The 26605-nt window shown below is 51.1% G+C and carries 20 protein-coding genes, 2 tRNA genes and 3 rRNA genes; 12 read left to right on the top strand and 13 right to left on the bottom strand.

Going from position 1 to position 26605, the window contains the following annotated elements; all coding sequences use genetic code 11:
• Positions 1-11: 11 nt before the first annotated feature.
• A complete protein-coding gene (gene yaaA, locus LG323_RS11945) occupies positions 12-785 on the top strand; it encodes a peroxide stress protein YaaA (protein WP_404416453.1) in 774 nt (257 codons plus the stop codon).
• 9 nt (positions 786-794) lie between these two features.
• Here yaaA and LG323_RS11940 read toward each other — a convergent pair whose 3' ends face one another.
• On the bottom strand, positions 795-1541 hold the full coding sequence (locus LG323_RS11940) for a Tim44 domain-containing protein (protein WP_404416451.1): 747 nt from the start codon (positions 1539-1541) through the stop codon (positions 795-797).
• A gap of 177 nt (positions 1542-1718) precedes the next feature.
• Here LG323_RS11940 and LG323_RS11935 point away from each other — a divergent pair, with 177 nt between their 5' ends.
• On the top strand, positions 1719-2264 hold the full coding sequence (locus LG323_RS11935) for a hydrolase (protein ID WP_404416448.1): 546 nt from the start codon (positions 1719-1721) through the stop codon (positions 2262-2264).
• Between the two features lie 269 nt (positions 2265-2533).
• Here the strand turns inward: LG323_RS11935 and rrf are convergent.
• The 7 genes from rrf to ilvC form a co-directional block, all read right to left on the bottom strand.
• A 5S ribosomal RNA gene (gene rrf / locus LG323_RS11930) occupies positions 2534-2649 on the bottom strand.
• Between the two features lie 151 nt (positions 2650-2800).
• Positions 2801-5802 (bottom strand): 23S ribosomal RNA (locus LG323_RS11925).
• A 298-nt stretch (positions 5803-6100) separates the two neighbouring features.
• Positions 6101-6176: transfer RNA gene (locus tag LG323_RS11920), tRNA-Ala, on the bottom strand.
• Between the two features lie 240 nt (positions 6177-6416).
• Positions 6417-6493 (bottom strand) — tRNA-Ile (locus LG323_RS11915).
• A 69-nt stretch (positions 6494-6562) separates the two neighbouring features.
• Positions 6563-8099, bottom strand: a 16S ribosomal RNA gene (locus tag LG323_RS11910).
• The 16S, 23S and 5S rRNA genes sit together here with 2 tRNA genes alongside, the layout of an rRNA operon.
• A gap of 431 nt (positions 8100-8530) precedes the next feature.
• Entirely contained in the window at positions 8531-9409 is an 879-nt protein-coding gene (gene pssA / locus LG323_RS11905; RefSeq protein WP_404416446.1) for a CDP-diacylglycerol--serine O-phosphatidyltransferase, read from the bottom strand.
• Between the two features lie 140 nt (positions 9410-9549).
• Entirely contained in the window at positions 9550-10566 is a 1017-nt protein-coding gene (gene ilvC / locus LG323_RS11900; RefSeq protein ID WP_404420138.1) for a ketol-acid reductoisomerase, read from the bottom strand.
• Positions 10567-10703: 137 nt separating this feature from the next.
• Here ilvC and ilvY point away from each other — a divergent pair, with 137 nt between their 5' ends.
• The gene (gene ilvY, locus LG323_RS11895) at positions 10704-11588 is read left to right on the top strand and encodes an HTH-type transcriptional activator IlvY (RefSeq protein WP_404416443.1); all 885 of its coding nucleotides are present in this window, start codon (positions 10704-10706) and stop codon (positions 11586-11588) included.
• A 55-nt stretch (positions 11589-11643) separates the two neighbouring features.
• Here ilvY and ilvN read toward each other — a convergent pair whose 3' ends face one another.
• The 5 genes from ilvN to rluD form a co-directional block, all read right to left on the bottom strand.
• The gene (gene ilvN, locus LG323_RS11890) at positions 11644-12135 is read right to left on the bottom strand and encodes an acetolactate synthase small subunit (protein ID WP_310697733.1); all 492 of its coding nucleotides are present in this window, start codon (positions 12133-12135) and stop codon (positions 11644-11646) included.
• A 2-nt stretch (positions 12136-12137) separates the two neighbouring features.
• The gene (locus LG323_RS11885; protein ID WP_404416439.1) at positions 12138-13859 is read right to left on the bottom strand and encodes an acetolactate synthase 3 large subunit; all 1722 of its coding nucleotides are present in this window, start codon (positions 13857-13859) and stop codon (positions 12138-12140) included.
• A 364-nt stretch (positions 13860-14223) separates the two neighbouring features.
• Complete coding sequence (clpB, locus tag LG323_RS11880) at positions 14224-16803, bottom strand: ATP-dependent chaperone ClpB (RefSeq protein ID WP_404416436.1); 2580 nt, start codon at positions 16801-16803, stop codon at positions 14224-14226.
• A 114-nt stretch (positions 16804-16917) separates the two neighbouring features.
• On the bottom strand, positions 16918-17670 hold the full coding sequence (pgeF, locus tag LG323_RS11875; protein ID WP_310697736.1) for a peptidoglycan editing factor PgeF: 753 nt from the start codon (positions 17668-17670) through the stop codon (positions 16918-16920).
• The gene (rluD, locus tag LG323_RS11870) at positions 17667-18629 is read right to left on the bottom strand and encodes a 23S rRNA pseudouridine(1911/1915/1917) synthase RluD (protein WP_404416433.1); all 963 of its coding nucleotides are present in this window, start codon (positions 18627-18629) and stop codon (positions 17667-17669) included. The genes pgeF and rluD overlap by 4 nt, the downstream gene beginning before the upstream one ends.
• Positions 18630-18750: 121 nt before the next feature.
• Here rluD and LG323_RS11865 point away from each other — a divergent pair, with 121 nt between their 5' ends.
• From LG323_RS11865 to LG323_RS11825, 9 genes are all read left to right on the top strand, one after another.
• Complete coding sequence (locus LG323_RS11865; protein ID WP_404416430.1) at positions 18751-19605, top strand: outer membrane protein assembly factor BamD; 855 nt, start codon at positions 18751-18753, stop codon at positions 19603-19605.
• The gene (locus LG323_RS11860; RefSeq protein WP_404416427.1) at positions 19606-21300 is read left to right on the top strand and encodes a protein adenylyltransferase SelO family protein; all 1695 of its coding nucleotides are present in this window, start codon (positions 19606-19608) and stop codon (positions 21298-21300) included. It abuts the gene before it with no gap.
• Between the two features lie 332 nt (positions 21301-21632).
• Positions 21633-22211: a transposase gene (locus LG323_RS11855; RefSeq protein WP_404416425.1), complete on the top strand. Its 579-nt coding sequence runs from the start codon at positions 21633-21635 to the stop codon at positions 22209-22211.
• Between the two features lie 69 nt (positions 22212-22280).
• Positions 22281-22850, top strand: coding sequence for a hypothetical protein (locus LG323_RS11850; RefSeq protein ID WP_404416422.1), 570 nt, complete (start codon positions 22281-22283; stop codon positions 22848-22850).
• A 26-nt stretch (positions 22851-22876) separates the two neighbouring features.
• On the top strand, positions 22877-23461 hold the full coding sequence (locus LG323_RS11845) for a hypothetical protein (RefSeq protein WP_404416419.1): 585 nt from the start codon (positions 22877-22879) through the stop codon (positions 23459-23461).
• A 138-nt stretch (positions 23462-23599) separates the two neighbouring features.
• Positions 23600-24175, top strand: a complete 576-nt coding sequence (locus LG323_RS11840) for a hypothetical protein (protein WP_404416416.1) — start codon at positions 23600-23602, stop codon at positions 24173-24175.
• 17 nt (positions 24176-24192) lie between these two features.
• Positions 24193-24678, top strand: a complete 486-nt coding sequence (locus LG323_RS11835; RefSeq protein ID WP_404416413.1) for a hypothetical protein — start codon at positions 24193-24195, stop codon at positions 24676-24678.
• Positions 24679-24723: 45 nt separating this feature from the next.
• Positions 24724-25959 (top strand): transporter, encoded by a 1236-nt coding sequence (locus LG323_RS11830; protein ID WP_404416410.1) that lies wholly within the window; start codon positions 24724-24726, stop codon positions 25957-25959.
• Positions 25960-26598, top strand: a complete 639-nt coding sequence (locus LG323_RS11825) for a C39 family peptidase (protein ID WP_404416407.1) — start codon at positions 25960-25962, stop codon at positions 26596-26598.
• Positions 26599-26605 lie beyond the last annotated feature (7 nt).

The raw sequence follows: 26605 nt of genomic DNA, 5'->3' as shown, positions 1-26605 counted from the left end.
TGGAGCCACCCATGCTAAGTGTTATTTCCCCGGCAAAATCCCTGGATTTTGAATCACCTCCTCAAACCCGAATGTATACCCAGCCCGGATTCCTGGAAAAATCACAGCAATTGATTGCAGAACTCAAACCTCTGTCTCCCCAGGACTTGAATAAACTGATGAAAATCAGTGACAAACTGGCCAGTCTGAATGCTGCCCGCTATCAGGAGTGGGCACCCCCCTTCAATCTTGAGAATGCCAAACAGGCTGCACTGGCATTTACAGGTGACGTCTATTCAGGCCTGGATGCCAGTAGCCTGGATGCAAAGGCTCTGGCGTTTGGTCAAGAGCATCTGCGCATACTTTCCGGTCTTTATGGCTTGCTCAGGCCACTGGATCTGATTCAGCCCTACCGCCTGGAAATGGGAACCCAACTAAGCAATCCGGAAGGCAAGGATCTTTATGCTTTCTGGCGGAATACCCTGACAACCGCAATCAACCGGGAGCTGGACAAGCAAGACACCCAGGTGCTGGTCAATCTCGCTTCCCAGGAGTATTTCAAAGCTCTGGACAGCCAACAGATGAATGCCGAGGTCATCACCCCGGTTTTTAAAGACTGGAAAAATGGCCAATTCAAGATCATCAGCTTTTATGCCAAAAAGGCACGTGGGCTGATGAGTCGTTTTATTCTCGAAAACCAGATCGATCAGCCAGAGGAATTAAAGTCTTTTGATTGGGAAGGCTACTCTTACGATAGCAAGCTATCAGAGGGCAGCAGCTGGGTTTATACAAGAAAGGCGACTTGATTGCAGAGTTTACTCGACCTGCTCAATTCCCTGAATCAACCAGGGCGAGTTTTCCTGGGACATGTCACGTATCAAGTGCCAGATTTCGCAAAAGGAAGCTTCAGGTGCACCTGTTTCACTGATGATGCCACGGAACTTTACCGCCAGTTCAACCGTATCATCCAGCTGTTGGATATTGCTGATTTCCGCAGCCAGTTTCCTGACCTCTGTTTTGACGTCTTCAGGCTGACGGGCACGCTCTTCCTGCAGAAAACGACACAACTGTGGAGTGACAAACTCTTCCAGTTTGGAAAAATCATTGGCATCCCAGGCTTTCTGAAGATCCATAAAGTGAATTTTAGCGCGTTCAATAAAGCCCGGCTCATCAAACCAATCAGGAGCACCATCAAAACCTGTTTCACAAAACTGATTGGGGCTAATGCCAGCGCTCGGCTGACCTGTCGCCGCTTGTGGCTGTGGCTTGGCACGCGAGTGCAGGAATAAAAAAACACCCCCGGCAATCAACAACAAAACCAGAATATCGAAAAACTGAATTCCTTCAAAAACACCACCAAAGAAGATGGCGGCCAGCAAACCACCCGCAGCAAGCCCCATCAGAGGGCCCATAAGACCACGACCTGCTGGCTGCTGACGCTGCTGCTGGCTCTGTTGGCGTTGTTGCTGCTGAGCAGGTGGACTGGCCTGGCGTGAGAAAAGGCCACTTGAGCTGCCTCCACCCATACGTCTGGCATCGGCCTCATTAATACCTAATGTCACTACAAACAAGCAACTTAAACCTAAAGCCAGAAAACGGGTCACAGGTGCTATCTCCGAAAAAGGGTGGGACTTAATACTGGCGACACAGTCCAGTGATGGTAAAGTAAGTCTCAGTCTGGAAAGCCATACATATTAGACTCAAGTCTAACAATAAATCCCAAAAAAAGGGAGCCTGCAATGCTCTTACAAGCCTCACATAGCGTGCTTCTAATCATCGATATTCAAAACAAACTTGCACCCCATATCCACCAGGCAGCAAAAGTTGTCAATACAGCCCAGTGGCTGATCGAAGTGGCAAGAGAACTGGACGTTCCGGTACGGGCAAGTGAGCAATACCCCAAGGGGCTGGGAGGTACAGTCACCCCTTTGGCAGAGCTCCTGGCAGATAATGAAATACTGCAAAAAATGCATTTCAGTGCTTTAAAAGAAGAAAGCATTAAGGATCATTTTGCAGAGCTTAACCGTCAACAGGTGGTCATGGTGGGCACTGAAACTCATGTTTGCTGCCTTCAGACAGCCGCTAAACTCCTGGAAAACGGATATCAAGTGTTTCTGGTCGAAGAAGGCCTCGGATCTCGTGATCCACAAGACAAGAAACTAGCACTTGAGCGCTTGAAACAAGCTGGTGCCCAAATTGTCAGCAAGGAAATGGTTGCCTTTGAGTGGCTGGAAAAAGCGGGCACGGATGCCTTTCGAAAAGTCAGCAAGGGCTGGATCAAATAGACCCTCTCCTGGACTCATACCACTGGTAGCAACATTCTCAAGGCATAAAAAAACACCCCTTGAACGTGAGTTCAAGGGGTGTTTTCAGAATAGGTGCCTGACGATGACCTACTTTATTCGCACCATCCCTGGCGCTCACCCTACGGGCCGACCTTCGGCCGTTCTGATTGGTTCCAGACCAATCAGTCACATGCCATGTTCAAGTAGAATTTCTCTAGCCATAAAAAAATCCCCCTGACTCACTGAGCCAAGGGGATTGTTTTATAAGTGCCTGACGATGACCTACTTTCACATGGGGAAGCCCCACACTATCATCGGCGCTGAGCGGTTTCACTTCTGAGTTCGAAAAGGGTTCAGGTGGTTCCCACTCGCTAAGGTCGTCAGGCGTAACTGTTGGAAGCTGGCACTGCTTCGGCCAACATCCTAAAAAGGGGCAAGATTCAAGTTTTGGCGTATCGCCGGTCTGCGTCAGTCTCTTACGTATCCGTCAAATCATCATTGCTCAGTCTTGATCTATAAAACCGCTTGGGTGTTATATGGTCAAGCCTCACGGGTCATTAGTATCGGTTAGCTCAACGCATTGCTGCGCTTCCACATCCGACCTATCAACCTTGTGGTCTTCAAGGGCCCTTTAGGAGGATCAAGTCCTCAGGGAGACCTTATCTTGAAGGGGGCTTCCCGCTTAGATGCCTTCAGCGGTTATCCCGTCCGAACATAGCTACCGGGCAATGCCATTGGCATGACAACCCGAACACCAGAGGTTCGTCCACTCCGGTCCTCTCGTACTAGGAGCAGCTCTTCTCAAGTCTCCAACGTCCACGGCAGATAGGGACCGAACTGTCTCACGACGTTCTAAACCCAGCTCGCGTACCACTTTAAATGGCGAACAGCCATACCCTTGGGACCGAATTCAGCCCCAGGATGTGATGAGCCGACATCGAGGTGCCAAACACCGCCGTCGATGTGAACTCTTGGGCGGTATCAGCCTGTTATCCCCGGAGTACCTTTTATCCGTTGAGCGATGGCCCTTCCATACAGAACCACCGGATCACTAGAACCTACTTTCGTACCTGCTCGACGTGTCTGTCTCGCAGTCAAGCACCCTTATGCTCTTGCACTCATTGGCTGATTTCCGACCAGCCTGAGGGTACCTTTGTGCTCCTCCGTTACTCTTTGGGAGGAGACCGCCCCAGTCAAACTACCCACCACACACGGTCCCTGATCCAGATAATGGACCTAGGTTAGAACCTCAAGATTGCCAGGCTGGTATTTCAAGGTTGGCTCCATGCAAACTGGCGTCTGCATTTCAAAGCCTCCCAGCTATCCTACACAAGCAATATCAAAGTCCAGTGTGAAGCTATAGTAAAGGTTCACGGGGTCTTTCCGTCTAGCCGCGGATACACAGCATCTTCACTGCGATTTCAATTTCACTGAGTCTCGGGTGGAGACAGCGCCCCCATCATTACGCCATTCGTGCAGGTCGGAACTTACCCGACAAGGAATTTCGCTACCTTAGGACCGTTATAGTTACGGCCGCCGTTTACCGGGGCTTCGATCAAGAGCTTCGCTTGCGCTAACCCCATCAATTAACCTTCCGGCACCGGGCAGGCGTCACACCCTATACGTCCACTTACGTGTTTGCAGAGTGCTGTGTTTTTAATAAACAGTTGCAGGGGCCTGGTATCTTCGACCGACTTCGGCTCGGTTTGTGTAAACGTCACCTAGTGTCGGCGTGCCTTCTCCCGAAGTTACGGCACCATTTTGCCTAGTTCCTTCACCCGAGTTCTCTCAAGCGCCTGGGTCTTCTCGACCTGACCACCTGTGTCGGTTTGGGGTACGGTTTGTTGTGATCTGAAGCTTAGAGACTTTTCTTGGAAGCGTGGCATCAACGAGTTCGATTCCCCGAAGGTCCTCTTCCTCTCGCATCTCGGCGTTGCACCCCCGGATTTGCCTAAGGGTACCGCCTACTTGCTTTCACCAGGACTACCAACGCCTGGCTCGCCTAGCCTTCTCCGTCCTCCCATCGCAATCACAACAAGTGCAGGAATATTAACCTGCTTCCCATCGACTACGCCTTTCGGCCTCGCCTTAGGGGCCGACTCACCCTACCCTGATTAGCATGGGATAGGAAACCTTGGTCTTCCGGCGGGGGAGTTTTTCACTCCCCTTATCGTTACTCATGTCAGCATTCGCACTTGTGATACCTCCAGCAGACTTCTCAATCCACCTTCGACGGCTTACACAACGCTCCTCTACCACTTGCGTGCATCCTTAAAACCACTGTTCAACTCTTTGCTCTTTCCCGCACTCCCGACTCAACGTTCGGAGGCGCTTGGGCGTCGCTTCGCTTCGCCAAGCCAATAGTCTTAAGTGATGCACGCAAATCCGCAGCTTCGGCACCTGGTTTGAGCCCCGTTACATCTTCCGCGCGGGCCGACTCGACTAGTGAGCTATTACGCTTTCTTTAAAGGGTGGCTGCTTCTAAGCCAACCTCCTAGCTGTTTTTGCCTTCCCACATCGTTTCCCACTTAACCAGGATTTTGGGGCCTTAGCTGGCGGTCTGGGTTGTTTCCCTTTTCACGACGGACGTTAGCACCCGCCGTGTGTCTCCCGTGCTCACACTCACCGGTATTCGGAGTTTGCATGGAGTTGGTAAGTCGGGATGACCCCCTAGTCCAAACAGTGCTCTACCTCCGGTGGTGATACACGAGGCGCTACCTAAATAGCTTTCGAGGAGAACCAGCTATCTCCGGGCTTGATTAGCCTTTCACTCCGACCCACAGGTCATCCGAATCTTTTTCAACAGATTACGGTTCGGTCCTCCAGTTGATGTTACTCAACCTTCAACCTGCCCATGGGTAGATCGCCCGGTTTCGGGTCTATTCCCAGCGACTGCGCGCCCTATTAAGACTCGGTTTCCCTACGGCTCCCCTATACGGTTAACCTCGCCACTGAGAATAAGTCGCTGACCCATTATACAAAAGGTACGCCGTCACCCAACAAGTGGGCTCCGACTGCTTGTACGCATACGGTTTCAGGATCTATTTCACTCCCCTAACAGGGGTTCTTTTCGCCTTTCCCTCACGGTACTGGTTCACTATCGGTCAGTCAGGAGTATTTAGCCTTGGAGGATGGTCCCCCCATCTTCAGACAGGATTTCTCGTGTCCCGTCCTACTCGTTTTCACTGAAAATGCATTTTCGCGTACGGGGCTATCACCCGCTATGGCGGCACTTTCCAGAGCCTTCCGCTAACACAAATTCAACTTAAGGGCTGCTCCCCTTTCGCTCGCCGCTACTCAGGGAATCTCGGTTGATTTCTTTTCCTCGGGGTACTTAGATGTTTCAGTTCTCCCGGTTTGCCTCCAGCACCTATGTATTCAGTACTGGATACCCAGCTTACACTGGGTGGGTTTCCCCATTCAGAAATGTCCGGATCACAGTCTGTTTGCCGACTCCCCGAACCTTATCGCAGGCTTCCACGTCTTTCATCGCCTCTGACTGCCAAGGCATCCACCGTATGCGCTTCGTCACTTGACCATATAACCCCAAGAAGTTTTCCTAAAAAGGAGCTAATCCTTTTGGGGCTTATCAAATAACTGTTCAACGATTTTTCGCCGGATACGCTTGAGACTGATGTCTATTGCTGCCTCAGTGAGCAGCAACAAACGTATCGCTTTGACTTTTAAAACTTGAATCTTGCATTGTTAAAGAGCGTGTCCTGATGGACAGAATTCAGCGTTCTAAATCGACCTTGGCTTGTTCAGCAAGGTGCAATCAAAAAGGCTCAATAGTGTTCACTAGGAAAAATTTAAGAATGAATCAACAAGATGCTGTTTGGTGGAGCTAAGCGGGATCGAACCGCTGACCTCCTGCGTGCAAGGCAGGCGCTCTCCCAGCTGAGCTATAGCCCCATTTTAACTGGTTATTTTTGCCCGTGGCTGTGTTGCTGATCCTCATTCGTTCAGTCATCTACCTGATGTAGACTCCTTCACTCATTTGTCTCACGCCTTGCCACTGTCAAAAATCCCTGCGTTAAAAACTTTTTTCTTTTAACACAACCAATTAATAATTTGATTCTGAGCGAGGCATTTTGTGGCGAAGCCTACTTATTGTTAGGCGAGTCACAAAATAACGAAGTTCAGGAGCAAATTTGGTGGGTCTGGGCAGACTTGAACTGCCGACCTCACCCTTATCAGGGGTGCGCTCTAACCAGCTGAGCTACAGACCCGGTCGTTTTGCAGCATCTTTTGCATCAGGTCCATTCATGTGAGCACTTACGGGAGGTTTGGGCCGTCGTTAAGGAGGTGATCCAGCCGCAGGTTCCCCTACGGCTACCTTGTTACGACTTCACCCCAGTCATTAACCACACCGTGGTAACCGCCCTCCCGAAGGTTAAGCTAGCTACTTCTGGTGCAATCAACTCCCATGGTGTGACGGGCGGTGTGTACAAGGCCCGGGAACGTATTCACCGCGGCATTCTGATCCGCGATTACTAGCGATTCCGACTTCATGGAGTCGAGTTGCAGACTCCAATCCGGACTACGACCGGCTTTTGCGGATTGGCTCCCCCTCGCGGGTTAGCAACCTGTTGTACCGGCCATTGTAGCACGTGTGTAGCCCTACTCGTAAGGGCCATGATGACTTGACGTCGTCCCCACCTTCCTCCGGTTTGTCACCGGCAGTCTCCTTAGAGTTCCCGACTTAACTCGCTGGCAAATAAGGATAGGGGTTGCGCTCGTTACGGGACTTAACCCAACATTTCACAACACGAGCTGACGACAGCCATGCAGCACCTGTCACAGAGTTCCCGAAGGCACCAATCCATCTCTGGAAAGTTCTCTGGATGTCAAGAGTAGGTAAGGTTCTTCGCGTTGCATCGAATTAAACCACATGCTCCACCGCTTGTGCGGGCCCCCGTCAATTCATTTGAGTTTTAACCTTGCGGCCGTACTCCCCAGGCGGTCAACTTAGTGCGTTAGCTGCGCCACTAAGAACTCAAGGCTCCCAACGGCTAGTTGACATCGTTTACGGCGTGGACTACCAGGGTATCTAATCCTGTTTGCTCCCCACGCTTTCGCACCTCAGCGTCAGTATCAGTCCAGAAGGCCGCCTTCGCCACTGGTATTCCTCCACATATCTACGCATTTCACCGCTACACGTGGAATTCTACCTTCCTCTACTGTACTCTAGCTTGCCAGTTCCAGATGCCGTTCCTAGGTTGAGCCCAGGGCTTTCACATCTGGCTTAACAAACCGCCTACGCGCGCTTTACGCCCAGTAATTCCGATTAACGCTCGCACCCTCCGTATTACCGCGGCTGCTGGCACGGAGTTTGCCGGTGCTTCTTCTGTGGGTGACGTCACAGCTTACGGGTATTAACCGCAAACCTTTCCTCCCCACTGAAAGTGCTTTACAACCCGAAGGCCTTCTTCACACACGCGGCATGGCTGGATCAGGGTTGCCCCCATTGTCCAATATTCCCCACTGCTGCCTCCCGTAGGAGTCCGGACCGTGTCTCAGTTCCGGTGTGGCTGATCATCCTCTCAGACCAGCTACGGATCGTCGCCTTGGTGAACCTTTACTTCACCAACTAGCTAATCCGACATGGGCTCATCCGATAGCGTGAGGCCGAAACCCCACTTTCTCCCGTAGGACGTACGCGGTATTAGCCTTCCTTTCGAAAGGTTATCCCCCACTATCGGGCAGATTCCCATGCATTACTCACCCGTCCGCCGCTCGACGCCTGGGAGCAAGCTCCCATCGTTTCCGCTCGACTTGCATGTGTTAGGCCTGCCGCCAGCGTTCAATCTGAGCCATGATCAAACTCTTCAGTTTAAAATCATCGATTCATTGAGTGAATCAAACTTGGCTCAAGGTTCAAACGAATAATTGAGTTCAAGAATTAACTTGAATCTCGACGAGTCGCTTGCCTTGATGTTTTGTTGACTGAACCACCCTTTCCAAAGAAAGAGCAGCGCCACAAACCATCCCGCAAGCGCCCACATGAATGTACCTGATGCTTCATTCTTAAAGAGCGTTGATTAAAAGCGGCTAAAAGCCCTTCCAATCAAGAGGCGCACATTCTATCAAGTCGCGCCTCAATGTCAAGCTTTATTTTTCAGAATCTCTTAAAAAAACAACCTGAAAACAAAGACTTAAACCTCTTGCCCAACCCGGCTCAACAAGCCCTGTCCGACAAGAGAGGCGTATTATAGGGACTAAAATGATAGATGCAAGTCCTAATGGAAAAAAATTACAACTTTTGTTTATTTGCCACTTTTGCTGGCCAAGGCTCTTTTTCTGAACACTGCACGCAGTGGCCCGGAAATCCCATACCCAAGAAACAGGGTTAGCAAGATGATTGGGGGTTCAATGGAAATAATAGCCAGCGCCAGAACCAAAGCGAGCAGCACCATAAAGGGAACGCGGCTTTTCAAGTCAATATCCTTGAAGCTGTAGTAGCGCACATTGCTGACCATAAGCAACCCCAGTGAGGCTATCACCATTGCGACCAGCACCTGCCCTCCGAGGGCTTCGAATTCAAAATCATGCAGCACCCATACCAAACCGGCCATGATGGCGGCAGCCGAAGGGCTGGGCAGGCCAACAAACCATTTCTTGTCAACTGAACCTGACTGCACATTAAAGCGCGCCAGCCTGAGGGCGGCCCCGGCCACATAAACAAAAGCTGCGATCCAGCCAAATTGTCCCAGATCCTGCAGCATCCAGATGAAAGCCACCAGGGCAGGTGCAACACCGAAGGACACCATGTCCGCCAGGCTGTCATACTCCGCCCCGAAAGCACTTTCGGTGTTGGTCATGCGCGCCACACGACCATCCAGCCCATCCAGCACCATGGCTACAAAAATGGCAACGGCAGCATGGCCAAAGTCACCATTCATGCCAGCCACTATGGCGTAAAAACCTGAAAAAAGTGCTGCTGTAGTGAAGAGGTTGGGCAATAAGTAAATACCCCGGTGCTTGACCTTCTTGCCATCCACCTCGCCTTCTTCCACCACTTCTTCTATAACATCACCCACCATCCTGTGGGCTCGGCTGGTAAATTCATCATCCCGCTCTGTATCACGAGATTTCTGGCTGGCTTCGGGATTTTCCGAATCCGGTTTTTGGTCATCAGTTGACATCTGGCCTACCTTTTCAAGGGCAAAAATGATTTCACTGCGTGTATTCTACACCCTCTGGCGCATCCTGCTAAATTTAGCCCCTCTAACGAAAAAAGCGCAGCCTGGGCTGCGCTTTTCGGTCAAACCAACATCCGTTGATATCAGTTCTTTTCTTTATCAACCAGCTTGTTGGCACCAATCCAGGGCATCATGCCGCGCAGCTTTTCGCCCACTACTTCAATTTCGTGAGCAGCGTTATTGCGACGGCGTGCAGTCATGGAAGGATAGTTGGCAGCACCTTCCTGGATAAACATCTTGGCATACTCACCATCCTGAATATTCTTCAGGGCTTCACGCATGGCCTGGCGAGACTGCTCATTGATGACTTTAGGGCCAGTCACATACTCACCATACTCAGCATTGTTGGAGATGGAGTAGTTCATGTTGGCAATGCCGCCTTCGTACATCAGGTCAACAATCAGCTTCAGCTCATGCAGACACTCAAAATAGGCCATCTCAGGGGCATAGCCAGCTTCGGTCAGGGTTTCAAAACCAGCCTTGACCAGCTCAACCGCGCCACCACACAGAACGGCCTGCTCACCGAAGAGATCCGTTTCTGTTTCATCCTTGAAAGTGGTTTCGATGATGCCGGAACGACCGCCACCAACACCGGACGCATAGGACAGAGCCACTTCTTTGGCTTTTCCGGATACATCCTGGAACATAGCGATCAGGTCAGGAATACCGCCGCCACGCACGAATTCAGAACGTACGGTGTGACCGGGAGCTTTAGGCGCGATCATGATCACGTCTAGATCTTTACGCGGTACAACCTGATTGTAGTGAATCGCAAACCCATGAGCAAAAGCCAGAGTTGCACCTTGCTTGATGTTCGGTTCAATTTCTTCCTGGTAAAGCTGACCCTGGAATTCATCAGGAGTCAGGATCATCACCAGATCCGCAGCGGCAACAGCATCGGCAACATCGGCCACTTTCAGGCCATGGGCTTCTGCCTTGGCACGCGAGGAAGAACCGGCACGCAGACCCACAGTGACATCCACGCCGGAATCTTTCAGGTTACAGGCATGAGCATGGCCCTGAGAGCCATAGCCGATGATGGCCACTTTTTTGCCCTTGATGATCGACAGGTCACAATCTTTATCGTAATAAACAGTCATTGCCATGAGAAATTTCTCCATTTTGCTAATCGTTGAGGTGTTCGTTCATTCAGTGGCAGCAGATTAATGCATTCCCTTTGTTGCGTAAAATGCTATATTCGCAACAAAGTAATGCATAAAACACAACGCGAGCCATCATGGATACCCGACTTCTCAAACAATTTCTGACCCTTTCGGAAACCCTGCACTTTGGCAAAGCCAGTGATCTTTGTCATCTCAGCCCCTCGGCCCTGAGTCGCAGCATCAAACAGTTGGAGGAAACTCTGGGAGTCAGCCTTTTCAATCGGGATAACCGTCATGTTGAGTTAACCGCCGAAGGGCGCATCTTCCAGGATTATGCCCGGGATACCTTGAGTCAGTGGGACAGTCTGCGTAATACACTGTTATGTGAAGCTCAGGAGCTACAGGGTGAAATCAGTGTTTATTGCTCAGTGACCGCCAGCTACAGTTTTTTATACGACCTTTTGCGCCAGTTTCGCAGCCATCACCCCAAGATCGGGATCAAGCTGCACACCGGCGATCCCGCAGCAGCGGTCAGCCAGGTACTGAAAGGCGAAGAAGATCTGGCGATTGCCGCACGCCCCGATACCCTGCCACCGGGACTGGCCTTTCGCTCCATCGGCCTTTCTCCACTGGTGTTTATCGCCCCCGTTGACGACCCCCTGATCAACCCTTTACTGGAACCTGAACCGGATCAGGCCGATTGGTCGCAGGTTCCCATGATTCTGTCGGAAAGAGGTCTGGCTAGAGAAAGACTGGATGCCTGGTTTCGTCAGAAAGCCATCAAACCCAACATTTATGCACAGGTCAGTGGCAATGAAGCCATCGTCAGCATGGTCAGTCTGGGTCTGGGGGTGGGCGTTGTGCCCAGAATCGTGCTGGACAACAGCCCCTTGGCCAACCGGGTCAAGATGCTGGCAGTCACTCCGCACCTGGCAGCTTATGATGTCGGGGTTTGTGTGCTGGAAAGAAAACTGCGCAGCCCGCTGATTCAGGCTTTCTGGTCACAGATCCAGACCTAAAAAAACCCTGAACAGCGATCCGGCTGACAGGGTTTTCTAAAGCAGGAACTGAAACCTACAAGCTCAGGACCTTTTCGCCACGAGCAATACCGGAAACGCCTGTACGCACGACTTCCAGAAGAGTGTTGCTGCCCAGGGCATTGATAAAGGCATCCAGCTTGTCCGCATCACCGGCCAACTGAATGGTGTAGATGCTGGGAGTGACATCAATGATCTGCCCACGGAAAATTTCCGTGGTGCGCTTCACTTCTGCCCGCTGAGCACCTACAGCCTTCACCTTGGCCAACATCATTTCCCGCTCGATATGCTGACCTTCGGTGAGATCCACCAGCTTGACCACATCGATCAGCTTGTTGAGCTGCTTGGTGATCTGTTCGATCACCCGGTCATCACCCACGGTGGTTACCGTCAGGCGTGAAAGCGTGGGATCATCGGTTGGAGCCACGTTCAAGGTTTCAATGTTGAAGTTACGCTGGGAGAAAAGACCCACCACCCGCGACAGGGCACCGGCCTCGTTCTCCATCAGAACTGAGATGATGTGTCGCATGATCAAGTCCTCTCCGTTTTAGAAAGCAGCATGTCGCGCATGGAACCCTGAGGCACCTGCATCGGATAAACGTGCTCGCTGGGATCAACATAAACATCCACAAACACCAGCTTGTCTTTCAGGGCAAAGGCCTTTTCCAGGGCCGCATCCAACTCATCAGCCGTATCCACCTTCATGGCGACATGATCATAGGACTCGACCAGCTTCTGGAAGTCCGGCAAAGACTGAACATAAGACTGGGCATGACGGGCCGAATAGTTCAAGTCCTGCCACTGACGAACCATACCCAGTGACTGGTTGTTGAGGTTGATGATCTTCACTGGAATACCATACTGACTGCAGGTCGAAAGCTCCTGCATCATCATCTGGAAACTGCCTTCCCCGGTGATCAGCACCACCTCTTCCTTGGGCTTGTTCAGCTTGACACCCATGGCAGCAGGCAAACCAAAGCCCATGGTGCCCAGGCCGCCGGAAGTGATCCAGTGGTTGGGCTTGTCAAACTTGTAGTACTGGGCCGCAAACATCTGGTGCTGGCCGACATCCGTCACCACATAGGCCTTGCCTTGGGTTGCCTTCCAGACGGCTTCAACCACCTGCTGAGGCTTCATGACTTCACCCTCGGCGGCCTGTTCATACAAGCGACCAGTACGGCTGCTCCGCCAGTCATCAATTTGCTTCCACCAATCACTCAGATCCGGTTGCTCTGCCTTGTTTTCCTTCAGCATACCCAGCATGTCTTCCAGTACACTTTTGGCCGTACCCACAATCGGCACATCCACACGAATGGTTTTGCCGATGGAAGAAGGATCTACATCCACATGCACGATCTTGGCTGTGGGGCAGAATTTCGCCGTATTGTTGGTGGCCCGATCATCAAAACGAGCACCAATACAAACCACCAGATCACTGGCGTGCATTGCCTGATTGGCCTCAAAGCTGCCGTGCATACCCAGCCAGCCCAGTGACTGCTTATCCGTCTGGGGGTAAGCACCGATCCCCATCAGGGAAGTGGTGACCGGGAAATTCAGCTGCTTGGCCAGTTGCTGGAAGAGCTCGGTGCTTTCGCCCAGCACCAGTCCGCCACCGCCGAACAGAATCGGGCGTTTGGCTTTTTGCATCAACTCTACAGCCTTGCGGATCTGGCCGGTATGGCCGCGACCCACAGGGGTGTAAGAGCGCATCTTGACCGTTTTGGGGTAGATGTACTCGTATTTTTCCGTGGGAGCGGTCATATCCTTGGGGATATCCACAACCACTGGGCCGGGGCGACCGGTGGTCGCTATATGAAAAGCTTTTTTCAGCACCAGAGGAATATCCGCCGGATGCTTGATGGAAAAACTGTGTTTAACGATCGGCCGGGTGACACCAATAATATCGGTTTCCTGGAAAGCATCTTCACCGATCAGATGGCTCATCACCTGACCGCACAGAACCACCATGGGAATGGAGTCCATATAGGCCGTGGCAATACCGGTGACCGCATTGGTCGCGCCGGGGCCGGAAGTTACCAGCACCACGCCAGGCTTGCCGGTAGCACGCGCATAGCCATCGGCCATATGGGTGGCAGCCTGTTCGTGACGAACCAATACGTGATGAACTTTGTCCTGGCGGTGAATGGCGTCATAAATATGCAACGCAGCACCGCCGGGATAACCATACATATATTCAACACCCTCATCCGCCAGGAATCGGGTGATCATGTCTGCGCCTGAGAGTAATTCCACTTTCGTGAACCCCCTGAGAAACGATTCGAGTGCGAGAAGCAAGCTGAAGAGCTGCTCCGGTTAAGATCCGGGCGTTCATTGAACACCCGCCCGGATTTGCTGTGCAGTGAACTGACAGCACCTGATGCCTTGCCGTGTCTGGGCAAAAGAGACCCGGTTGGGGTCTGCACTCTAGTCGCATAGGTAGTATGCGAAATGGGGCTTAACCTGACCAGAGGATATACAGGTCGGAAGTCCTTATGCGGCTATCGGGGGGTCGCCCCAAGGTTTCCACGCCCGCTATCAGGAAGGGGCAAGACTCTTATAAAAGGCAGGATTTGTCAAGCAGCCTTCCCTGGCTTTGGCTTGTTTTTCAGAAGAGTTTTCAGGCTTTTGCCGAAAAGACAGTCTTATCTTCTGCGCTCTCGACCAGAATGGTCTGACCCGGCAGGAATTTCCCGGCGAGAATTTCCTGAGCCAGGGGGTTTTCCAGCATGCGCTGTACGGCCCGTTTCAGGGGACGCGCACCATAGATCGGATCATAACCCTGCTCGACCAGCTTGTGCATGAAGTCTTCGGAGAGCTCGAGATTCAGCTCGCGCTCGGCCAGACGCTCACGCAAGCGATCCAGTTGAATCGCAGCAATACCGCGAATCTGATCCTTGCGCAGTTGATGGAAGACCACCACTTCATCAATCCGGTTAATCACTTCGGGGCGGAAGTGAGCACCCACCACTTCCATGACCTGGGCTTTCATGCTCTCGTATTCTTCCGGCCCGCTCATGCGCTGAATCAAGTCCGAGCCCAGGTTGGAGGTCATCACGATCACAGTGTTCTTGAAGTCCACCGTGCGGCCCTGACCATCGGTCAGGCGACCATCTTCCAACACCTGCAACAGGATGTTGAACACATCCGGGTGAGCTTTTTCCACCTCATCCAGCAGCAGTACGGAATAAGGACGACGGCGTACGGCTTCAGTCAGATACCCACCGGATTCATAGCCCACGTAGCCGGGAGGTGCACCGATCAAACGCGCCACGGAATGCTTCTCCATGAATTCACTCATGTCGATGCGCACCATGGCCTCTTCGGTATCAAATAGATAGCGAGCCAGGGATTTGCACAGCTCGGTTTTACCCACCCCGGTCGGACCGAGGAAGAGAAAAGAACCACTGGGACGGTTGGGGTCGGACAGACCTGCGCGTGAACGCCGCACTGCATTGGCCACCGCCACAACGGCTTCATCCTGACCAATCACACTTTCATGCAGGGCTTCTTCCATACGCAGAAGCTTTTCTTTTTCCGATTCCAGCATTTTGCTGACGGGAATACCTGTCCAGCGCGCCACGACTTCAGCAATCTCTTCATCGGTCACCCGGTTGCGCAGCAGCTGGTGTTCAACGGTATCCAGTTGATCCGCCATTTGCATGCTGCGCTCCAGGTCGGGAATAACCCCGTACTGGATTTCCGACATACGACCCAGATCACCCTTGCGGCGAGCTGCTTCCAGATCAATCCGGGCCTGCTCCAACTGCTGTTTCAGTTGCTGGGCACCGTGCAGACTGGATTTTTCGGTTTTCCAGATTTCATCCAGGTCAGCAAACTGGCGACCCAAGTCTTCAATTTGCTCTTCCAAATGTTCCAGGCGCTTCTTGGAACCGGCATCGGTTTCCTTTTTCAGTGCTTCTCTTTCAATTTTCAGTTGAATCAGGCGCCGCTCCAGCTTGTCCATTTCTTCCGGCTTGGAATCAATTTCCATACGGATGCGACTGGCCGCTTCATCCATCAGGTCGATGGCTTTATCCGGCAACTGACGATCAGAAATATAGCGGTTGGACAGCTTGGCTGCGGCAATCACCGCACTGTCGGTGATTTCCACCCCGTGGTGAACTTCATAACGCTCTTTCAGGCCACGCAGGATGGCAATGGCATCTTCTTCAGTCGGCTCCATCACCATGACTTTCTGGAAGCGCCGCTCCAAAGCAGCATCCTTTTCAATGTACTGACGATATTCATCCAGAGTGGTGGCACCGACACAATGCAGTTCGCCACGCGCCAGCGCAGGTTTCAACATATTCCCAGCATCCATGGAGCCTTCGCCTTTACCCGCGCCGACCATGGTGTGCAGCTCATCAATAAACAGAATGACCCGGCCTTCTTCCTTGGACAGCTCTTTGAGGACCCCTTTCAGGCGTTCCTCAAACTCACCACGGAATTTGGCACCGGCGATCAAAGAGCCCATATCCAACGATAGAACCCGCTTGTCTTTCAGGCCTTCGGGGACTTCACCATTGACGATACGCTGGGCCAAGCCCTCGACGATGGCGGTTTTACCCACACCCGGCTCACCAATCAAAACGGGGTTGTTTTTGGTACGACGCTGAAGAACCTGAATGGTGCGGCGAATTTCATCATCGCGACCGATCACCGGATCCAGCTTGCCATCCAGAGCACGGGCCGTCAGATCAATAGTGAATTTCTCCAGCGCCTGACGGCTTTCTTCAGCATTGGGATCTTCCACGGCTTCACCACCCCTGAGCTGCTCAATGGCGGCTTCCAGGCGCTTTTTGTTCAGGCCTGCCTTTTCCAGCGACTTGGCTGTTTCATCACCCAGCTCCAGGGCAGCCAGCAAGACCAGCTCACTGGAAATATACTGGTCGCCACGTTGTTGGGAATCCCTGTCCGCCAGATTCAAAAGCCGGCCCAGAGACTGGGAACCCTGAACATTGCCATCATGCTGACTCATGGTCGGCAGGCTTTCCAGAACCCGGTTGAGTTCATTGCGGATTTTGCCGGGATCACTGCCCGCCTGCTTGATCAGGGGCTTGAGAGAGCTGCCCTGTTGGTCCAACAGAGCCAGCAAAAGGTGGGCGGGGGCAATTTCATTATGGCTTTGACCGACCGCCATGGACTGGGCATCGGCAAAGGCGGTTTGCATTTTACTGGTCAGGCGATCGATACGCATGAAGAAAACCTCTTAGAACAAATCAATGGAATTAACTTCAAGATGGGGTAGAACCAAGAGGGATTCAAGGGCAGTAGACAAAAAAATGACCAATTTTTTTAATTTGGTCACAAGTCAATCTTCCAGCCAGATCACACTGGCCATCCGGCCGGTCTGACCATCCCGACGATAGGAATAAAAACGTTCTCGGTCGGAAAGAGTGCAAAAATTCCCGCCAAAGACCTGCTCAACCCCCAAAGCCTCCAAACGCTGACGTGCCAGACGATAAAGGTCGGCCATGTAGTGTTTGAGGCGAAAAGGGCTGGGCACAAAAGCTGTTGCTGCTTCCGGGTGGCCGTCAAGGAATGCTTGACGCACTTCCGGCCCAACCTCAAAAACCCGTGCCCCTATGGCCGGGCCCAGCCAGACGAGTAGATCTTCAGGGTCACTGTTCAAGGCCGCCACCGTGTTTTCCAGTACTCCAGCAGCCAGACCCCGCCAGCCAGCATGAGCAGCAGCCACCTGGGTGCCCTGGCGATTGCAGAAAAGAACCGGCAGACAATCGGCCGTTAAAACCACACAGGCGTAATCACTGGATTCAGCCACAGCCGCATCGGCCACCGCACCTGGTGAAAACTCGCTTACCACTTGGTTGCCATGCGCCTGTTGCAGCCAGTTCAGAGGCCGGTTACCGGTTTCATGCAACAACTGACGACGACAGATGGCGACCTTTTCCGGGTCATCGCCCACGGAATCTGCCGGGTTGAAATGGGCAAACACGCCTTCACTGGGACCCTGCTCACGTGTGGTCACCCAGGCTCTGACTTTTTCAGGGGCAGGCCATTGTGGATAAAGTAAACTGAGCCGGTCTGTCGCGGGGTTATTCATCGTGCCTCTCGTAGATCTTCATCCAGTAAAGTTAACAGCAACTGCATATCTTCCGGCATAGCGGCCTGCCAACTCAAGGTCTCCCCGCTGAGCGGGTGGATCAAACCCAGGCTGCGGGCATGCAAGGCCTGGCGCGGAAAACTACGCAAGAAGTCTTTCAGCTCTTCACTGGCCCCGGCAGGCAGTTTTAAGCGTCCACCATACAAGGGGTCACCAATCAGGGGATGGCGAAGGTGGGCCAGATGCACGCGAATCTGGTGGGTGCGCCCGGTTTCCAGTTTACAACGCACATGGGTATGCGCCCGGAAACGCTGCACCACCCGGTAGTGGGTGACTGCCGGTTTACCACCGGAGACCACCACAGCCTGACGCTTACGATCCTTGGGATGGCGGCCAATGGGAGCGTCCACCTTGCCGCCACTGGTTAACACCCCCAGAGCCACAGCATCGTATTCCCGGCTCATACTGCGATCCTGCAACTGGGCCACCAGAGCAGTCTGGGCCTGCAGGGTTTTAGCCACCACCATCAGGCCGGAAGTGTCCTTGTCCAGACGGTGTACTATGCCTGCACGCGGTATTTCTTCCAGTTGCGGGCAGTGGTAAAGCACGGCATTCAGCAGAGTACCATCGGCATGACCAGCGGCAGGGTGCACCACCATACCCGCGGGCTTGTTAATCACCAGCAGGGAGTCATCTTCAAAAACAACATCCAGCTCCAGATCCTGGGGACGGTCACTGACTTGCTGTTCCTGCTCGGCTTCCAGCACCAGGCGGTCACCGATCAGAGCCTTGTCCTTGGGTTTGACGGGTTTGCCATTGCGGGTTAACAGACCTTCCTTAAGCCACTGCTGCAGTTTGGCCCGTGAAAAATCAGGGAAAAGCTCAGCGGCAACCAGGTCTAAACGCCTGCCTGCCAGCTCGCCGGTCACTTCGGCTTGTTGCTCAATTAGCTGGGTCATGGAATTACTTGTAAAATTAAAAGTCTGATTCACTCGAATTCAAGTGGTCTTTTCAGTATTCTACCACCCGCAATGAACACTAGCACTGAGCCTCACATATTTCAGGAGTTATGGATACACCATGCCAGCTATTGCCCGATTGAAACCCCTCCTAACCCTGCTGCTGGTGGGCAGCCTCGCTACCCTGCTGCTGACCGGCTGCGCTGGGCGCATAGCGGACGAAGACAAGACCGAGCAACAACTTTATCAGGAAGCTCAGGAGGCTCTGGATAATAACCGCTACACCACCGCCATAGAGCGCTTGCAGGCTCTGGAATCGCGCTTTCCCTTTGGTGAATATGGTGAGCAAGCTCAGTTGGAACTCATTTACGCCAATTATCAGAGCAACCAATATGAAGCCGCCCGTGCTGCTGCTGGCCGTTTTATTCGCCTGAACCCGGATCACCCCCAGGTTGACTATGCCCATTACCTGCGCGGCCTGGCAGCCTGGGAGGGCGGACGACACGCTCTGGAAGGTCTGGAACTCAGCGACATCTCCAAACGCGACCCGGGGGCCACCCGTGAAGCCTATGGTGACTTCCGCCGCCTGATCCTTGACCACCCCGACAGCCAGTATGCCCCCGATGCCGTCCAACGTCTGCGTTATCTGAAAAACCTGCTGGCCGAGCAGGAAGTCTACATCGGTCAATTCTACCTGCGTCGCGGCGCCCCCGTTGCCGCCATCAATCGCGGCAAGGAAGTGGTGGAAGGCTACCGTGACACCCCGGCTGTGCCCGATGCCATTGCCGTCATGATTGAAGGCTACCTGCATCTGGAAGATCAAAAAGAAGCGGATCGTCTCAAACAGCTACTGGTTGAGCTTGATCCCGAACACCCGCAACTGGGTCGCAACCAGCAATTTGTTCAGCTGCATCCCACCAACAAACCTGACAAAACCCTGTTGCAAATTCTGAGTTTTGATTTGTTGAGATTTTAAGTGGTTACAAACCTTGAGCAGCTTGCCCAGCGAGCCGATTATTCGCTGAGAAACACTCTGAAGTGTGATCCTCATGCAACGCAAGATGGAAGGGATCACCAGCCACGGCAAGTCTTCTCAGGGCACTATGTGCCCGTCAAACCCACTCCCCTGGATCAACCCCGGTATCTTGCCCACAGTAAAGACTTTTTTCATGAGCTGGGTTTTGCTGATGACCTGGCCCAAGCGCCCGACTTCATCCGCTTCTTCTCCGGTGATCTGAGCAACCTGCCCGAACCCTTGCTGGATTCAGGTTGGGCCTGTGGCTACGCCCTGTCCATCTATGGCACTGAATACACTCAACAATGCCCCTTTGGTACTGGAAACGGCTATGGCGACGGTCGCGCCATTTCCATTCTGGAAGCGGTCATCCAGGGCCAGCGCTGGGAAATGCAATTGAAAGGAGCCGGACAAACCCCCTACTGCCGTGGCGCTGATGGTCGCGCCGTGTTGCGCTCCAGCGTGCGGGAGTTCCTGGCGCAAGAGCACATGCACGCACTCGGGGTGCCCACCTCCCGCTCGCTCTGCCTCTATGTCTCAGCCACTGAAAAGGTCAAACGCCCCTGGTACTCACAAGGCTCACGCTCCCTGGATCCTGACCAGCTTGTTTGGGAACCCGTCGCCATAACAACCCGTGTCGCGCCCTCTTTCATCCGCGTCGGTCAACTTGAGCTTTTCGCCCGCCGGGCCAGAAGCAACGCACATCCGCATGCCCCGGAAGAACTTGAACTCCTGGTTCTGCACTTGATTGAGCGTGAATATTCTCAGGAAATAGACCCGCAGCTCACCACCGAACAAAAAGTGTTGCAACTGGCGCGCCTGTTTATGGAGCGGCTCACCTCACTGGTAGCCAACTGGATACGGGTAGGTTACTGCCAGGGTAATTTCAACAGTGACAACTGTGCAGCCGGGGGCTTCACACTCGACTATGGCCCCTTCGGGTTTTGTGAAGTCTTTGATCCCTATTACCAACCCTGGACAGGCGGCGGACGTCACTTTTGTTTCTTCAACCAGCCCGCTGCCGCAGAACGTAATTTCAGAAGTTTATGCAGCGCTTTAAGCCCCCTGCTGGCTGAGCAACCGGAATTGCTGCATGAACTCAATGCCCTTCAGGCCCAGTTCACCCCAACCATGCAGCAAGAAATGCAAAAAATGTGGGCGGCCAAACTCGGACTCAACACCTTTGACTACGAACTCTATGACGAGCTGCTGGAACTGATGACGGACACGCCCCTTGATTACACGCTCTTCTTTCGCGAGCTTTCAAAGCTGCCAGACGACATCAGTGCGCTTAAACCCCGTTTTTACACGGACAGGCAACCTGAAACGCAAATTAAGGCAAGGGATCAACGCTGGTCGAAATGGCTGGAGCAATGGAGAAAGCAAGTGGTCACCAGCAACCCTGAGCGCTCACTGGAAGCAATTTCCGAGCAAATGCAAAACACCAATCCCAAATACACCCTCAGGGAAGGACTGCTGGCCTCCGCTTATCAGCAAGCCAGTCAGGGCGATACCCACTTACTGTATGAACTGCAGGATGTGATGACCCAGCCCTACGCCGAACAATCAGCAGCAATCGAAGAAAACTACTACCGGCTTAAGCCACTTGAGCATTTTGGCGTGGGCGGGCTATCGCATTACAGCTGCTCGTCCTGATCGGCTCAACCACACTCTGGGAGCACTCCTATAACAGCATTCAACTCAGTGAAAATCCAAATATCAAACAAATGATAAAAGCCAAAATTCACACCTAATAAAGTTTAATAATGCAAACTTTATCTACCAATTAAATTGGTTCGATCAACAGCAGTTAAAAGTCAAGGCTATTAACCTTCTACTCTGACCCCGCAAATGCAGAGGTAAGTTTTTACCTGAGTTTATCTTTTAACCGGAAATTTCTTGCCGCTTTAATCCTAAAATAACACGCTATAGCATGGCATAGAAATTGCTGCTCCTGAAACATTTACGCATGGCAAGGGAGCGCATTCATGACCAGACCTCACAGGCTACTCATCGACAATGAATCCCACCTAATTCATTTGCAAGGGATTCAAGAAAGAAAGGTATTCCTTGAAGACCAGGACTACAAGCAGTACCTGCTCTGGGTAAATGAGGAAGCACAAGCACACAACTGTATTCTCCATGCTTACCTGCTACTGCCACAGCAAATCTATCTTCTACTAGAGCCCGAGCACGGGAAAAGCCTATCCAGGCTAATGCAGGCGCTCGGCAGACGCTATGTACGCCACCTCAACCAGAAAGAAAAACGCACTGGTACGCTATGGAACGGGCGCTTCAAATCATCCCCTCTGCAAAGAAAACCCTGGATGAAACATGCTATCCATTATCTTGTTTACAAGCCGGTCACTGAAGGCTTGTGCCAAGAGCCAAAACACTACCCCTGGAGCAGCTACAGACAGCACGTCTTTCAGCATCTTGATTACCTGCAAGAACTCAAGAAACCCCCTGGACCTCAAATCAGCTCCCAGATCGAAGTTGCCATCAGTCGCAACAAGCCATTAGGCAATGATGATTTTATTGAACAGGTTTACAAGGGGTCAGAGTAAAGCCAAGTACTGCTTTTTTCAGTTCAGCTAAAACACTAGATTTATAAAAACAGCAACGGAGGACAACCCATGACACTTTCAAGCATTGCACCACTGCAAAACACCCAGCAACCCACTGCACTCAATACAGGTTCTGATAGAGAAAGCAAAAACACCCGACCTTTGCAGTCCGGCCAACAAGGCAATGACGACACAGCCACCTTTTCAGCTAAAGGCAGATACTACGCAGAGCAAAACCAGAAAAGCCAAAGTGCAGAACCAAGATTCACATATTCAAAAGTAGTTGATAAATCGATTTCGTCTAATATGAAGTCAATCGAAGATTACCGCGTCCCTGACTGGTTAAACGATTACTACCCAGAAGCAGCAAAATGGCAGCCAAAAATTGGCAGCTCGATGAATCCTGAAGTCAGGGAAGTACGCCAATCACCAGAATATTCAGAGCTACTGTCTGCCCTCCCAGAAAAATTACGTGAAGCAATGGATATCACAGGAATTGAAGAGTTAAAAACAGTATTCCAAAACCCTGCAAAAAATGAAGACCTGAAAACAACCTTTCAAAAGCTTGTGAACCAAGATGAACGCTTACTTGAAACCATGGGTAAGCTGGGCATACACCAGCCACAAGCTACTGCATAAGCTACTCACCAAAAGAAGAGAATGCCATGACACTTTCAAATATTGCTCCACTGCAAAGTACCCAGCAAACCACTGCACTGAATCCTGCTTCGGGTACTGCGAACAAAGCCAACCAACATTCAGAAACTGCTCGGCAGAGCAATGACGACACAGCCATCTTTTCTGCTCAGGGGCGTCATTATGCGGAGCAAAGCCTGGAAAGCCAGAGTACCGAGCCAAAGCTGACTTACAACAACAAGCAGAACAATGCATCAAAGGCTGATGTAGACAGTTACCGGAAATTAACTGACATAAAATCAAACATTGATATCAAATCCAATAGCTATGGAAAACCCATGCAGGAATGGATGTACCCATTTTTTACAGTGCCTGCACCATTAGATGAAAAGTCTAATGAAGAGTATAAACTAAAAATAAGCCTAGAAAACGAAATACAAGGCGTTAGAGATAAAATAAAGAAACTTCATGATGAAGCAATTGAAAAATATTATGGAAGAAGTGATCACACTCAGGAGGAAAATGAAAAAAAGATTGAAAATTTTATCAAAAGCAAAATTAAAAACGATCTCGAAGCTGTTCAGCTAATGAATAATCTGGGAATTTACATCTAGGCTAAATTCCAAAAATTATACTTTTAGTAACAAGCAATCATCTGTCATCTTTTATGGGGTCAGAGTAAAGCAAAAAAATCCTATTTATAGCTTACCCTTGCATGTACGTTTCTAGTAGTCAGCAACGGAGGACAATCCATGACACTTTCAAGTATTGCACCACTGCAAAACACCCAGCAACCCACTGCACTCAATACAGGTTCTGATAGAGAAAGCAAAAACACCCGACCTTTGCAGTCCGGCCAACAAGGCAATGACGACACAGCCACCTTTTCAGCTAAAGGCAGATACTACGCAGAGCAAAACCTGGAAAGCCATAGCGCAGAACCAAAGTTCACTTACTCAAACACATCAGATAATGACAGCTTAAAAACTAATGGAAAAGTTCCAAAAGAGGTTCTCAATCTCAGGATGCCAGACTGGTACGCAAAGGTTGTAACACCTGAATTTGCAATTCTGGAACCTTCACTTGGCCAAAAGTTTGATCCTGAGCACCAAAGACTAATGGACTCTACCAGACAAGAGAGGAAGGAGCTATCTACAAGCATGCGTGAAAAATTAGGGCAAGCCATGAGTGAGACCGGAGTTGAACAACTATCCGAAATATATTCAAGCAGTGAAAAGAATGAAGAATTGAAGACCGCCTTTTACAAGTTGGTCGATGAAGACGAAAGATCAAAAGAATTATTTGAAACCCTTGGAATTAATATTTAACCATCAGGATAATAAAAATGAAAAAATTATTTTTTCTCACAGCTTTAATCAGTATTACCAGCTACTCTTATGCTGAAAACACAATATTTGATTCATTAAAAGAAAATGCTTCGCTCGTTACCATGACATCTCATGAAATGAGTGACGCCAAAGGTGCAGCATTGATTTCAGGGCAACCTTACCCCAGTGTTACGGCAGGATTAACAACTCACCATATCACTTATCTGGGTTGGGGAAGTTATTCCGATTATCAATCATACAATTATATAGGCAGTGCCTACAGCAATGATGACTACTCTGTCAACTACGAAGGAAACACCTATGCTATTGGGGGTGATGAGTGGATGGCTGATATATATAGTGATCCAAATTCATGGAGTCTTAATAACGCTCAACTCATTGAATATCATTACCAGATACTACACCCTGAAACTCTAGAACCAAGCAACTTTGCCTTCCGCGAATCCGCCTGGAACCGCCCTATCACTACTTTTTCCTGGTAACTCAATCGGTGGCGGCCTCTTGCCGCCACCTGTATAGGGATAATTATGCACAAGGCCGTACTTTCTTTAGCTTTCTTTATCCTGATTTTGATTTGTTCACCGCTCATGGCTGATCGGCTTCACTTGAGCAATGGCGATACTTTTTCCGGTCGCTTGGTTTCCTATCAGGATGAACAGGGTGTTTTTGTATTGGAATCAGGCTCGACCATTCGTATTGATACATCTCAAATCAGCGCCCTGGAAACGGATAAAAGGTATCAAGTCCTGTTCAACTCAGGTGACCGTCTAACGGGGCAATTGCTGATCGACTCACAGGGCCAGACTTCACTTCGCACGTTGAATCAGGAAGTCGCCTTGGAACTTTCTCAAGTGACAAGACTGGTGCGCGACTTTTCTCAAGATAAGCCAACCGAAGAAGCAGACACCTCCATTGGAGAAGAAAGGGCATCACAGCCTCCTCAGGATTTTCTGGCAGATTCTGCGGTTCTACTTGCACCCGGTCGTTTTGAGCTGGAATTGGGGCTTAATTTTAAACAGTCCCGTGAGTCCCATTCACTAATGAATGTTGGTTATTTTGAGCGTTCTTCTTTTAGTGCCCGCATGCTGGAGTGGCAGGCTACAGCCAGTTACGGTCTTGGCGAAAGGTGGGAAGTCTGGCTTAAAGCACCCTTCACCTATGTTCATATCGAACAGGTATCCACCAATAAGTATGTCCGAGATACGGATGAGTGGCGCTTGGCGGATGTGTCTTTGGGCAGTCGCTACCAATGGATTCGTGAATCAGCTGCGACACCAGCGATCAGCTTTAATTTTTCTTTGACAGCTCCCACCGGCCAGAAAAACTATTATGAACCGCAAGATACCTGGCAAGACCCATTGAGTAATGGAAACGGCCATTGGTTCGCCAGTGCAGGCATGGCCGCTGTTCGTACTCTTGATCCTGTCAATCTGTTTGGTGGTTTGACCTATTCACACGGACTGGAAGAAACAATTGATGGCTACGAGGTTAATCCCGGCTGGCAACTCAGCGGTTACTTCGGGCTGGGGTTCGCCTTGAATGAGAAAATTTCACTGGGACAACGCTTTACCTATAGCTACCACTCCAGAATTAAAGCAGATGGGGTGACTGTTTATGGTTCTGACCGTGAGCCTATGTCACTCAGTTTTTCTGCATCCTATCGCTTAAACCCTGATTGGGTGATAACACCGCAAATCACTTTTGGCCTCAATGAAGATGGCGGCACTCCAACGGCTAGTCTGACCGGGCGCAGGAGGTTTTAAATGATGCTTCGTACGCTCGTGATTTTGTGTTTTCTTGTTTTCAGCTTGGTAGGCAACGCGCAGCACCTTGCCGCTGCTTCCTTGCAAAACCTGAAACCCCTGAATCAACTTCAGATGCAGAAGCTTGAGCGCCAAACACTGGATTACTCCTGTGGTGCGGCTGCCCTTTCGATTTTGCTGACGCATTATTTTGAAGATCCCTGGGAAGAAAAAGTGCTGCTTGCTAACCTGCTTTATCGCTTGTCTGATGAAGAACGTATTGAGCGAGTACAAGAAGGTTTTTCCCTGCTGGATCTGAAAAACACTGCTGAGCAGCTGGGTTATTCTGCCGAAGGAGTTTATCTATCCGCTTCCAGCCTGGAAATCTTGCCCGGCCCAATCATTATTCTGCTGCGCAGGGAAAAACTGAATCACTTTGTGGTGCTAAAAGGTGCTGCAGAGGGAAAAGCTTTTTTGGCTGATCCGGTACGAGGCCACCTGCGCTTACCAATCCACCAACTTCTCGAAGAATGGCAAGGAGAAGCCCTGGTACTTGGTCGTGCCAATTTCGGCTTACCTCAGCAACATGCCTTGGCACTTCCCTCCAGCCCTTACCTGGCTCCAGAGCGGGAAACCTTACGCAGCCTTTTACCCCGTTAAGTCACTA

The organism is Marinospirillum sp., from assembly GCF_044810985.1.
Lineage (GTDB): Bacteria > Pseudomonadota > Gammaproteobacteria > Pseudomonadales > Halomonadaceae > Marinospirillum.
Note: the sequence above shows the minus strand (reverse complement) of the source record. Positions and strands in the feature narration are given on the sequence as shown.